Source organism: Polaribacter sp. HaHaR_3_91 (genome assembly GCF_019278525.1).
Taxonomy (GTDB): domain Bacteria; phylum Bacteroidota; class Bacteroidia; order Flavobacteriales; family Flavobacteriaceae; genus Polaribacter.
Window position 1 is genome coordinate 3,065,186 of record NZ_CP058986.1, and the last position, 12,690, is coordinate 3,077,875.

A 12,690-nucleotide genomic window follows, 5' to 3' on the forward strand; every position below is an offset into this window, starting at 1 on the left:
GTTTTAAAAGTGTTACTTAATTCTAGCAATCACTTATAAACACTAAACTTATAAATAGTTCTTGAAAAATACTTTTCTCTTGGTAGTAATAAGGTTGATGGAAAGCTGGTTTGATTAGGACTATTTGGAAAATGTTGCGTCTCTAAACAAAACGCTGCTCTTTTTTGATATAAAATATCGTTTTTGCCTTCTAAGTTATTTAAATGATTGCCTGAATAAAATTGTACTCCGGGTTCGGTAGTATAAACCTCTAAACTTCTGCCAGATTTTTCATCAACTACTTTTGCAACAAAACCAGCATTCACATCGTCCAAAACAAAATTATGATCAAAACCACTACCTAATACTATTTGTTGATGTTCTTTATTAATAACTTTCTTTAAGGTTTTTAGTTTTCTAAAATCGAAAGGAGAATTCATAACATTTTCTAAACTACCCAAAGGAACCATTTTATCATTTACAGGTAAATAATGACTTGCCTTTATTTGAAATAAATGATTCTCTATGGATTTATTAAAATCGCCCGATAAATTAAAGTAAGAATGATTTGTTAAGTTTACTACCGTTTTTGCATCTGAAATTGCAGAATATTCTATTTGTAATTCATTTTTATCTGTTAACGTATACACTACTTTCACTTCTAAATTACCCGGAAAACCCTGATCTAAATGTTTTGAAAAATAAGTTAATTCTAAAGTAGAATCTGATAGTTGTTTTGCTTGCCAAACAACAACATGAAAACCTTTTTCACCTCCATGTAATTGGTTTTCTGATTCGTTTTTAGCCAATAAAAACTCATTATTATCTATGCTAAATTTACCATTTGCAATTCTATTTCCATAACGACCAATAATAGCTCCAAAAAAATGATCTGGCTTTTCTAAATAATCTTTTGCAGAATCGTAGCCTAAAACAACATCTTTAAAAACACCATTTTTATCAGGAACAAAAAGGTTTACAACCCTACCTCCATAATTGGTAATCTGACTAACAATTCCGTTCTTATTTTTTAGAGTAAATAATTTAATTGATTTGTTATTTAAAGTATATCTAAAATTTTCAGGAGTGATTAAATTCATAAATCTATTTTAAGACTATTCAATTTTATTGATTCTAAATTATCAAAAGCAATCTGTTTATTGTATCGTTTCTAAAATAGCTTTTCTAGCCAATTTTGGTTGCATATCTCTATTATACAAAAGAGGGTAATTCGTTCTATTTGGTATTGGATAATCATTTTTCCAAGACATACCATCATGAACACCCCATAAAGTTACTCTATCAATTTTATCTTTGTTCTTTACAAAAATTTCAAATAATTCTTTATAACGATTCGCTAAATCCTGTTCTACTGCTTTAGGCAAACCATCTTTATAGGGATCTAAAAATATTTCAAACTCTTCTAATTGAAATTGTGGTTCCATCATACTACGCCCTATTATTTGACCTTCTTTAGTAACTGGTAATACATCAACATCTAATTCCGTAATCATCACTTTTATTCCTAATGCAGCATAGGCATCAATAGCTTCTTGAATGTACTTTTTCTTAGGGAAATTAAGGCCCCAATGTGCCTGAATACCAACACCGTCAATACGAATACCTGCTTCTTTAAGCATTTTTACCATGCGTACTATACCATCTCTTTTTTCTGGTCGCCAAGCATTAAAATCATTATAATACAATTCTGTATCAGGAGCATATTCACTAGCATATTTAAATGCCAACTTAACCATTTCATCTCCATCTCCAATGCTATTTACCCATGTTGTAGATCTATAAGAACCATCATTGTCAATAACCTCATTAACCACGTCCCAAGCATGTACTTTACCTGCATATCTACCTGCAACAGCTTTAATGTGGGTACGCAATCGTTCTTTTTGTTCTTCTGGAGTATTAGCTCCTCCTTTTTCATTGGTAAAAAACCAAGCTGGTGTTTGGTTGTGCCATATCAAAGTATGTCCAACAATAAACATGTTATTTTCTTTCCCAAAAGCAACAAATTCATCTGCAGCTTTAAAATCATAAACTCCAGGCTTCGGATTTACCACCTCTGCTTTCATACAGTTTTCTGGTGTAATTGTATTGAACTCCTTTTTTACAATTTGGTTTAAAATATTCTCTTTTCCAGAAACAATATCATCGTTTATTGCACTACCTAATAAAAACTGTTTTTCAAAAGCGCGTTTTAGTGCAATATCCTTATTAGACACAGGTAAATTATTACTAGTTTCTTTTGGTGTTTTATCATTATTACAACTTGTAATTACAAGCATTAAAACACAAATTAGCGTACATGTGAATTTTGATTTTTTCATGAAATTTGTTTTTTTTTAATTATATTAATTAGTATACCGAACGCCTTTAACATTCATTTGTAAAGTATAAACAGAATTTAAAGCAGTTATAAAAAGTGTTTTAAAGTCTTTACCCCCAAATGTAACATTGCCAGTCCATCCTTTTGGAACTGCAATTTGTTCGATTTTTTCACCATCAGCATTAAAAACGGTAACACCATCAGCTCCTGTTAAATAAATATTTCCCTTATTATCTATAGTCATTCCATCAGAACCCTTAGCTGTGAATAGTTTTTTATTAGCTAAATTTCCGTTTTCTTGAACATCAAAAACAAAAGTTTTATTGTCTGCTTGGTCTGCTACATACAATTTTCTACCATCTTTAGAACCAATAATACCATTAGGTTGCACATAATTATCATTAGATACAATAATTGGTTTATCTGCATTGGGAGCTAAATAATAGACTCTATTTTCTTTTTGCTGTGGCTTTTTGTGAGACCACCAATCACGTTGATAATAAGGATCTGTAAAATAAATACCTCCTTTAGCATCAACCCAAAGATCGTTTGGCCCATTTAATTTTTTGCCTTCAAAATTGCGTACTAGAACCGTTTCTTTTTTATCTGAATTGATACGCCACAATTCGTTTTTTTCATCAGCTGCAGATAGTAAATTTCCTTCATTATCAAAATAAAGTCCGTTTGAACGACCAGAAGGTTTCATGTATTCAGATACTAAATTGGTTTTTGCATTCCATTCTAAAATCCTATCATTTGGCTGATCGGTAAAATAAACATTACCTTCTTTATCGGCTGCCGGTCCTTCTGTAAATTCGTAATCATCTGAAATTAAGACCAATTCTGCTCCATTGACTATAATTTGATTACTCTGTTTATTTTGAGCATTACATGAAGTACATAATACAAAAACCAAAATGATGCTTTTAAAACCTAAAAAGGTTTTTAATAATTTTTCTTTTACTTTCATTTTAATAAATTTACTCTCTTACATAGTTTAAAAATTTATTAATTTCAAACTCACCATCTAAAACACTTGCTTTAAAAACATATTTACCTGCTTTGGGAATAAAAATACGTGGTGTTGTAGTATTTGGATTATTATTTTCGAACTCACAATCGGCAGGCCCCTCTACTTGCTCCCATACTATTTCCGGGCTAATGGCATCTTTATCGTCGTCAGTAATCACAGCCGTAATTGCAAGACTGTTATCTGTTTTTGAATACGTATAATCAATAGAAATAGTTGGGGGTGTATTTATTGCAGAAACTAAAGCATTGGTATCATTTGCAAAGCGTTGCTCATCCTCTATACCTGCTGCCCAAAGTGCAATACGTTGTGCAAACACCCTATTATCGGAATGACTTAAACGGGTACCAGCACCGGCATTCCAAAACAAATTACGATCAAAAACACCTATTACTCTACCTTTACCTATTTCAGCTATTGCTAAAGCTACATCGGTATTTTCATTAAATTCACCATCATTTGAATTTACAACTAACCTACCGCCTAATCCGCCTTCTTGCGCTTTCGCTAAAATTACTGCTGGTTTAGAAACACGAACAAAACTTACTCCTTCTCCTCTAAAAGCAACGCCTTTATGTTTATTGTTTTTATTAATAAAATGATTTTGTACATACTCGTTCACTAGGTAGTTTCCAGCACCATTGTCGGTCAAAAAACGCATACCAAATTGCTCCATTAAAACATTGTCAGAAATTCGCCCCACTTCATTATCAACACCTACAATGCTATATTCTCCACCAAATCCGCTATCCGACCAAGCAATTACTCCGCCGCCTTTTTTTACCCAACGTTTTAAAGCTTTAGCTTCTGCTTCTATAAAAACTCGCTGATTTGAGCCTAAAATTAAAACATCAATCTCCTTTAGAAATTTGGCATTAATTACAATTTCTTGATCGTAAACTTCGCTTATTGTGCACCCAACAGCTTCCAATGCTTTTTTAAAACCACTCATCCCTAAATCACCTTCATCATTCAAACGCATTTGGTGAAATGGTTCTTTACTTCCAGATGGTATCGCACCATCAGCAGCAACATCTCCATATACATAAACAATGTTTTGCGCATCTACAGCTAGAAAACAAATTAAACTTATAGCTAATAATATTATTTTATGTTTCATATTTTTATTTTTAGTGATACATTATTAATAGTATATAAAATGCGTATTGATTTTTCGATAATGGAATATTATTCCTTTTTTTATTATATAAATTGAGGATATTTTTAATAGAATTTCATCTAAAATGATTCAACTATATCCCCATAAGTTTCTCTATTTTTTTTGGTAAATCGGTATTATCGAAATACTCAGAGAACTCTTCTTGACCTTTACCTATAACTTTAACAGGAATCGGTGTGCCAGAATGATCGCCAGAACCCCAACTTATTCCTGCCTTTTTATTTAAAATATAGGCTGCTGTTTCTCCAATGGATTTTACCTCGGTTTTACTTAAATAATCGGCATCCGCATTTACGTTCTTATTTCCTTTAAACTGTTTGTTGTAGGCTGATTTTAATAAGGCTAATTCTTTATCATCTAAAAACAAACCGATATCATTGTTTCCTAAACCAAAATCTGCCTGTACTAAATCTAAAATAGTATTGAAAGAAACTTCTGGATCCGTATTTTTAAGTTCAGTCATTTTTCTTTTAAACTCTTGAACTGAAATTATTTGGTATTTCAACAATTCAGGATGTGTGGCATAATTTATCCCTGTAGTTAGAGCGCCTGTTTCATGGTCTGCAGTAACTATTATTAATGTTTCATCTGGTCGTTCTTTATAAAACTCATAGGCTTCTTTAATTGCATCATTAAAAGCGATTACTTCATGAACCATGGATACACCATCGTTTCCATGACAAGCCCAATCAATTTTACCTCCTTCTACCATCATAAAAAAACCTTTATCATTGTCAATTACTTCAATTCCTTTTTTTGTGAAATCGGCAAGAGAAAGCGCGCCTTCTTTTTTATCAATAGCCCAGTAAAATTCTCCTGAAGGATACATTTCAGGATTTATGGCAATTATTTTTTCATCACCATTTTTTAGTTTATTAAATTCCTTATGAGAATCTGCAATGGTATAGCCCTTTTTAATAGCATTTTCAAATGAATCTGGTTGATCTCCTTTTTTTCCTTTAGGATGATGAAAACCTCCGCCTCCAAAATAATCGATATTATAATTGGGTAACTCCATACTAATTTCGTAATACATATTACGAGAATCTTGATGTGCATAAAAGGAAGCTGGAGTAGCGTGATCTATCATTACACTTGACAAGATTCCGACTTTAAAACCTGCTTTTTTTGCTTTTTGAGATATGTTTTCATAAGCTATTTTTTTATCGGGTGATTTTCCTATAATACCATTATTCGTTTTAAACCCAGTTGACATTGCTGTTGCTGCTGCACAAGATGTGGTAACATAAGAACTAGCTGAATAGTTAGTCATATTCGAGTTCACCGGAAAACTATTCATTAATAGTTTGTCTGCTTTAATCTCATTAGATTTTGCATTTAAAAACATTTCGGTAGCATAAACTTGATTTGCTCCCATACCATCACCAATGAACAGAAATACATATTTTGCATTTTGTTTTGTTTGGCTATATCCAATAGCACAAAAAAAGGCTATTGAAATTATCATTAGATTCTTTATCATAATATTTATTTTAGTAAATGTAAAGTGAGTTCTATTTTTTTGATAAAACCAAATAGGCTCTAAAATTCTGTAAATAGTTTATTTATGTTGCACCCAATATATTGCACCCAAAATGTGATTCAAAAAGTTTTTGTCTTTAAACGATTCTGGTTTGTGACCTAAAGCTGTGTAAAACGATCTTCCTCCTTCATATTCTTGGTACCAAGAAATAGGATGTTCTGCTCCCATGCCTTTTAACGGAATATCATCATAACCCGCAGTAAAATCATAAGAAGCCTCATCAACAGTTAATAGAATATTCAGTTTATCTAAATTCATGTTTTTAAAGTTATACCATTCATCACTACGAAGCCATTTATTTGGTAGATGCCAAGTTGCTGGAAAATCATTATTCTTGACGTTTACAATTGCGGCTTGTAATTTTGGATGATCTACAAATTTTGCTCCAACAAGACCATCAAACCAAGCATTATCATTTTCACCATCTGCTGTTCCGTGTATACCAACAAAGCCTCCACCTCGTTTCATAAATGCTTTTAAAGCATCCATATGTTTTGGTGTTAAAAAATTGGCATTGGCGTTCATAAATATGACTACATCATATTTTGGTAATTTTTCTATAAGATCATCTGGTCTTTGTGTCCAATCAAATTGAAACTGATTTTCTGCTGCCATTTCTTGAAAAGCCTCAACAGCAACAGGAATGGTATTGTAGTGCCAAGTATCATGTTGGGTAAACAATAAAACACGAAACTGGTCTTGCGCATTGGTTTTAATCATTGTAAAGAAAAATATAGTTAATAAAAGATACTTCATTGTAAAAGCTTTCATAAGCAAACTGTTATTTTAATAATTCATAATAAATATATTCCCAAGCTAAACCGACACTAAACAAAGGAGGAAAGCTATACTCTTCAACTTCGGACAAGATATATTGAACTCCAGCTATTTCTTGATAGTTAAAAATATCTTTGAAATCTATTTTACCACTTGCACCTAATTCTTTATAGTCTTTTACATGCCAACTAATAAATCGGTTAGGATAGGTTTTAAAATAATGGACAGGATTTACACCGCCCACCTGCATCCAATATACATCAGATTGAAAATAGACATACTCAGGATTGGTGTTTTGAAGAAAATAATCATAAATAGTTACGCCTTCTACCTTTAAAAATTCATCAGCATGATTATGATACACAAACTTCAATCCGTTCTCTTTACAAAGTTTTCCAACTTTATTATAATAATTAGAATACTCTTTAAGTTCTTTAATCGTCTTAATACCTTTTAATTTACTATTTGAGGTCGATAGATATTCAACACCTGCTTTTTTATGGTCTTGTATCGTTTTATTCCACCACGTATTTATTGCAGCATCATCATTTTTATCTTCAGGATCGAAAAAAGTCATTGAGCCCAAAAATTTCATGCCAGATTTTTCAACCATAACCTTAAACTGCTCTGGACTTTGACCATAAAAGCCACCTTCTTTATAAACAAAAGTCTCAACATAGCTATACCCCATTCTACCTAACTGAATTAAGGTTTGTTCTGGTTTTTTTAGCATCTCTTTGTGAACAGAAACCAATTGAATACCAATATTTTTGTCTTTAGGATTATTTTTAATGTATCTCGTTTTCCATAAACGCTTTTCATTAGTGTCAAATCCTTCCAATATAACATCCGTATAATTTTGAAAGTTAAAATCAACCTTCATTGTTTTATTACCATTGAGATCTTTGTCTTGCATGGTCCAATGATTTTCTGAAGAAAAGGCACCTTTTCCTGTAAAAAATGCGCCTTGTGCATTATGACCGGCAGCAAAAATAGTATCGGTAACCCTATCATAACCAATAATTTCATGCAGTATTTGATCGTATTGATTGGTACTATCTTTTTGTAAAACATCAACCGTGAGCGAATGATTATTAAAATTATTTATGCTACTCATTTTTATTTGAGGAAATTTTGCTACACTATCTGTACTGGGATTAATAGCACTTACCCATTGACCAGCATATTGTCTAAGTCTCTCTTTTTGAGAGAATAGACTATCCTTTTCTTGAGCAAAACTGACAAATGAATTTAAAACTATTATTAAATATAGAACGCTTTTCATTTTTTTAAATTTATTTTAAAACACTAGTTTACAGACTACTATTAATTTAAATTCTTATTTTTAAACCAATGATAAATGGCTTTGTTTGTACTTTTTTCTCCCAATGAAGTTGTGTACATTCCGTAAATTGTACCGACAAAACCTCCAGCAATTTTTGTACTTAAAAAAGTAGCATCAACATTTTTATTTAGAACTAGCCAATCTGTATTGTTTATTGAATAGTAAAAATTATAAAATGTTCCTTTTGCTTCTATTTTAAAAGATATTTTATCGTTCTCTTTTATTGATTTAAAGGCAATTTCTTCTATTCCTTTTTCTGATGATTTTAATAACTGAACTACAGGTTTGTTATCTTTTACCGTTTTACACAAGTAGTAATAATGCGTTTCATTTTGAAAAGCAATTAAGCCTGCTTTTTCATTTTCTGCAACTGCTTTAAAAGATAAGTTTGTGGTTACCTCACCAAATAAATGCTTTTGTCTATACCCTATAAAACTTGGGTTTGATGTACCTGAGGTAGTTTCTGAACGTGTTTTTATAGTTAATTCTCCGTTTAAAAGTGAATACCATTTTTCTTTTGGTGTTCTTAAAAAAAGCCAATCGAAAGATAAAGTATCTGTATTAAATTCATCTATAAAGTCTGCATTAACAGACGGTATATTTGCAAGTGGTTTTTCTAATGTTATTTGATAATGGTCTTTTACAACATCTCCTTCTAAATCAAAAATAGGCCAATCATTTTCCCATTTTACAGGTGCCATAAAAGTTTCTCTACCTATGTTAAAATGGTTATCACCATCATAAGGTCTACATCCTAAAAAAACGCCCCACCAATTTCCTAAATTGTCTTCTATAAGATCTGCATGCCCTGTAGATGTAATTGGATTTTTTCTAGTATTCTTTAAATTTCTTTGTGTTAAAATTGGGTTATTTTCATAGCTTTTATAAGGACCTAAAACACTTTTACTTCTAAAAACAACTTCAGAATGATCTTCTGCGGTGCCTCCTTCTGCAGCCATTACATAGTAAAATCCGTTTCTGTTATAAATATGCGGACCTTCAATCCAAATGGGTTTGTCTTCTGGTTTTGCCCCTTTATCTATAATTATTTTAGCTTCACCAACAGTTTTTAGATTCTTAACATCTAACTCTATAATTTTAATAGTTCTATGTCCATCATATTCTGGTGAATTATTAGGAGGATTGCTATTAAAAACCACATATGTTTTTCCGTTTTCATCAAAAAACATAGAAGGATCTATGCCTTCTACTTCTGGCAACCAAGTTGGGTTAGACCAAGGTCCTGCCGGATTAGAAGCAGAAATAATAAAATTATTTTTACCACCAACAATTGTGTTAATAATATAAAACACTCCATTATGATAAGAAATTGCAGGTGCAAAAACGCCTTGAGAAACCTCTAAACCTTCTAAATCTAATTGTTCTGGTCTGTCTAAAGCATTTCCTATTTGTTTCCAGTTTACTAAATCATCACTTTTAAAAACAGGAATACCAGGAAAATAGGCAAAAGTTGAGTTTATTAGATAATAACTACTATCTACTTTACAAATACTTGGGTCTGGATAAAACCCTTTTAAAACAGGATTTGTAAATGAAGTTTCTTCGAATTCACTAGTCATTTTATTTTCTTTTTTACCTGAACAATTGAAGCAAAAAACAGAAACAATTACTATTATAAAAAAATTCTTCATTACTTACTTTTTTCTTTTAATCTTTCTAAAAAACCAAAATAGGCAGGTTTTGGTGCTAATTTTTCGTCAAAAATAGTTGGCCAATCATTTAAATTAAAAAAACCATTAATCCATGAATCTCTATCTGTAAAATCCCAAAAAGTAATTCCGTATTGTTGTTCTTTTGGTACAATAGATTTGTACATTTTAACCAAATTCTTATATTTTTTGGCTTGTGCTTGTTTCATTTCTTCTGTAAGTTTTTCATAGACTTGTATACCGCCACCTCTAGTATCATCGTGTTTATTAAAAATAATATCTAACTCAGATATGTGAATTTGTAACCCTGTTTCTACAGCTTTTTTTAATGAATTTGCAATTACCTCATCAGGAGTATCCATACGAATATGCATTTGAAAACCTAAACCAGATATAGGCACTCCTTTTGTTTGTAATTCTTTAATCATAGTAAGCATACTGTTTAGTTTTAACGTATCTCTTTCAATATTAAAATCATTATAAAACAAAATAGCTTCTGGGTCTGCTTCATGCGCATATTGAAATGCTTTTGCTATATAATCTTTACCAATTGCGTTGTACCAAATTGTTTTTCTAACTTCACCTCCATGAGATTCTAATCCTTCATTAACTACATCCCAAGCAGCAACTTTTCCTTTATATCTTGTTACATACTTTGTAATGTATTCTTTCATAAAAGTACCCAACCACAAACTATCTTTGGATGCTTTTTCTTGAACCCAATTTGGTGTAGAACTGTGCCAAATTAAATTATGCCCAAATAATCTTTGCTTGTTTTTCTGTGCGTAATTAACAATGCTATCTACTATTTTCCATGAATAAACACCTTCTTTAGGCATAATACTATTCATTTTCATATCACTTGCAGAAGTAATGCTGTTAAAATTACTTTTCTGTAATTTTTGTAGTTGTGTATCTTTTAATAATGTATTTATTTTAATCGCAGTTCCTATAGGAAAACTGGCGTACTCTTTTAGCCCTTTTACCTCTTCTTTTTTTATACCACTGTTACAAGAAAGCAATAAAGAAACTGTTGTAATTATAAATACTGAATTGAAATGTTTACTGTAGTTCATAGTATGGTATTTTTAAAATTAACTAGTTTTTTTTGATAAAAAAACAGTTAAACGTATGTAGATATTTAACTGTTTTTCAATTCAAAACTTCACTTAATAATTATTATTTACTTATTGTAATCCTTCTAAGAAACCATTATAGGCTTTCTTTTTATTGAAATTATCATCATACATTAGTGGCCAGTCTACATGACCCCAAAAATCTATTAACCAAGTTTCATTATCTCTTAAACCCCATACTGTTAATGCGTATTTATTATCTAATGGAATTGAATTATAAATTTGAACAACTTCTTTAAATTTTGCTTTTTGCTCATCGGCTCTTTCATCCGTTAAACTAGTTTGATCATTATCTGGATTTGCTCTAATATCTAATTCTGCAAAATGTAGTTTTAATCCTCTAGAAACGGTACCATCTGCAACTGCCTGAATATTTGACTTTGATGGAAAATTATAATTTATATGCATTTGAGCTCCAACACCATCAATTAAATCGCCTAGACTATCTACTATTTTAAACATTGCAGCTCTTTTTCCAGGACTAGACGCCATGTTATAATCATTATAAAAAAGCAATACATCTGGGTCTGCATCTCTTGCCCATTGAAAACATTTTTTAATATAATCATCTCCCATTTTTTGTTTAAAAATAGAATTTCTTAAAGGGTTTCCACTTCCATCTTCGATTGCTTCATTTACAACGTCCCAAGAGCCTATTTTACCTTTATATCTAGTAACAGTAGTTGTTATATAATCTTTTACCATGGCTTCAAACTCAGAATCTGAACCAGCAAAATCTTTTACCCAATCTGGAGTTGCATTGTGCCAAATTAGTGCATGACCATGCACATTAATTGCATTATCAAATCCAAAATTTACAATAACATCGGCAGCACTAAAATCATAATTACCTTGAGAAGGATACATTACATTCATTTTCATTTCGTATTCTGATGTAATACTAGAAAAATCACTTTTTAAAACCTCTGTATGTTTACCGCCGGCGTTTATTCTAGAGGCTCTTGTAATATTACCCACAAAAAATGTTGTTGTAGCATCTTTTAAAGCAGAAGAACTATTTGACGTACAATTTCCATTAGGGCATATTCCACCAGTTCCATTGTTTACAACTACCGTTTTACTATCTTCTGTAAAACCTGCCTCATTTGTAACCTTTAATGTTACGGTAAAGGTGCCATCAGTATCAAACCTTATTTCTTCTATTCCTGGTAAATCTTCTACGAAACCATTTCCTTGTCCAAAATCCCATTCACTCATAAACTCTCCCTTTCCAACCGTTTTGTTATCAAACAACATTACATTTGGATCTGATGGAGAAATTGACATATTAAAAGTTGCCTGAACTTTTGCTACTGGTATTATTATTGGGTCATCACTTTCATTTGGTCCTCCACAAGAAATGATTAATAGAAATAACGGTAATACCTTTAATAGATTAAATAGGTTTTTTAACTTCATTTATGCTTTTTTAAAATTTATTATTTTTTTAAATTGGTGGTTAATTTTATTACCCTTTTTCTCATAAATGGGTAACTGTTCTCAAGCTATCTGACGCAGCTTTATAACTAGTAATATCAAACTCAAAAAAACTATTGTAAAGAAAAGTAGGCTTAAAAAATTAGCACTTTTCATAATTAATTTAAATATTTTTATCTAGAACCTTAAAATTATTGATTGTTCCTTGCTTAAAACATAATAAATAATGCATTTTGTAAAAAAAATACATCA

At 31.0% G+C, this 12,690-nt stretch carries 10 protein-coding genes; all 10 read right to left on the reverse strand.

The window, feature by feature from the left end; translation table 11 throughout:
• Nucleotides 1–29 precede the first annotated feature (29 nt).
• The 10 genes from H0I27_RS13005 to H0I27_RS13050 all read right to left on the reverse strand — a co-directional run bounded on the left by H0I27_RS13005 (nt 30) and on the right by H0I27_RS13050 (nt 12,420).
• Nucleotides 30–1,079, reverse strand: a complete 1,050-nt coding sequence (locus tag H0I27_RS13005; RefSeq protein WP_218731089.1) for an aldose epimerase family protein — start codon at nt 1,077–1,079, stop codon at nt 30–32.
• Between the two features lie 57 nt (nt 1,080–1,136).
• Complete coding sequence (locus H0I27_RS13010; protein WP_218731090.1) at nt 1,137–2,321, reverse strand: endo-1,4-beta-xylanase; 1,185 nt, start codon at nt 2,319–2,321, stop codon at nt 1,137–1,139.
• Nucleotides 2,322–2,345: 24 nt separating this feature from the next.
• Complete coding sequence (locus H0I27_RS13015; protein WP_218731091.1) at nt 2,346–3,290, reverse strand: SMP-30/gluconolactonase/LRE family protein; 945 nt, start codon at nt 3,288–3,290, stop codon at nt 2,346–2,348.
• 10 nt (nt 3,291–3,300) lie between these two features.
• Nucleotides 3,301–4,470 (reverse strand): hypothetical protein, encoded by a 1,170-nt coding sequence (locus H0I27_RS13020; RefSeq protein ID WP_218731092.1) that lies wholly within the window; start codon nt 4,468–4,470, stop codon nt 3,301–3,303.
• Nucleotides 4,471–4,603: 133 nt separating this feature from the next.
• Entirely contained in the window at nt 4,604–6,013 is a 1,410-nt protein-coding gene (locus H0I27_RS13025; RefSeq protein WP_218731093.1) for an alkaline phosphatase, read from the reverse strand.
• A 78-nt stretch (nt 6,014–6,091) separates the two neighbouring features.
• The gene (locus H0I27_RS13030; protein ID WP_218731094.1) at nt 6,092–6,844 is read right to left on the reverse strand and encodes a ThuA domain-containing protein; all 753 of its coding nucleotides are present in this window, start codon (nt 6,842–6,844) and stop codon (nt 6,092–6,094) included.
• A gap of 10 nt (nt 6,845–6,854) precedes the next feature.
• Nucleotides 6,855–8,135 (reverse strand): sugar phosphate isomerase/epimerase, encoded by a 1,281-nt coding sequence (locus H0I27_RS13035; protein ID WP_218731095.1) that lies wholly within the window; start codon nt 8,133–8,135, stop codon nt 6,855–6,857.
• A gap of 41 nt (nt 8,136–8,176) precedes the next feature.
• Nucleotides 8,177–9,847 carry a glycoside hydrolase family 43 protein gene (locus H0I27_RS13040; protein WP_218731096.1) on the reverse strand — a complete coding sequence of 557 codons (1,671 nt, stop codon included), beginning with the start codon at nt 9,845–9,847 and terminating at the stop codon, nt 8,177–8,179.
• Nucleotides 9,847–10,941, reverse strand: coding sequence for an endo-1,4-beta-xylanase (locus H0I27_RS13045; protein ID WP_218731097.1), 1,095 nt, complete (start codon nt 10,939–10,941; stop codon nt 9,847–9,849). The genes H0I27_RS13040 and H0I27_RS13045 overlap by 1 nt, the downstream gene beginning before the upstream one ends.
• Nucleotides 10,942–11,052: 111 nt before the next feature.
• Nucleotides 11,053–12,420 carry an endo-1,4-beta-xylanase gene (locus H0I27_RS13050; protein ID WP_218731098.1) on the reverse strand — a complete coding sequence of 456 codons (1,368 nt, stop codon included), beginning with the start codon at nt 12,418–12,420 and terminating at the stop codon, nt 11,053–11,055.
• Nucleotides 12,421–12,690: the final 270 nt, after the last annotated feature.

Coding starts and splice junctions, on each gene's coding strand:
- H0I27_RS13005 (WP_218731089.1), bottom strand. CDS start 1,079: ATGAATTTAATCACTCCTGAAAATTTTAGATATACTTTAAATAACAAA.
- H0I27_RS13010 (WP_218731090.1), bottom strand. CDS start 2,321: ATGAAAAAATCAAAATTCACATGTACGCTAATTTGTGTTTTAATGCTT.
- H0I27_RS13015 (WP_218731091.1), bottom strand. CDS start 3,290: ATGAAAGTAAAAGAAAAATTATTAAAAACCTTTTTAGGTTTTAAAAGC.
- H0I27_RS13020 (WP_218731092.1), bottom strand. CDS start 4,470: ATGAAACATAAAATAATATTATTAGCTATAAGTTTAATTTGTTTTCTA.
- H0I27_RS13025 (WP_218731093.1), bottom strand. CDS start 6,013: ATGATAAAGAATCTAATGATAATTTCAATAGCCTTTTTTTGTGCTATT.
- H0I27_RS13030 (WP_218731094.1), bottom strand. CDS start 6,844: ATGAAAGCTTTTACAATGAAGTATCTTTTATTAACTATATTTTTCTTT.
- H0I27_RS13035 (WP_218731095.1), bottom strand. CDS start 8,135: ATGAAAAGCGTTCTATATTTAATAATAGTTTTAAATTCATTTGTCAGT.
- H0I27_RS13040 (WP_218731096.1), bottom strand. CDS start 9,847: ATGAAGAATTTTTTTATAATAGTAATTGTTTCTGTTTTTTGCTTCAAT.
- H0I27_RS13045 (WP_218731097.1), bottom strand. CDS start 10,941: ATGAACTACAGTAAACATTTCAATTCAGTATTTATAATTACAACAGTT.
- H0I27_RS13050 (WP_218731098.1), bottom strand. CDS start 12,420: ATGAAGTTAAAAAACCTATTTAATCTATTAAAGGTATTACCGTTATTT.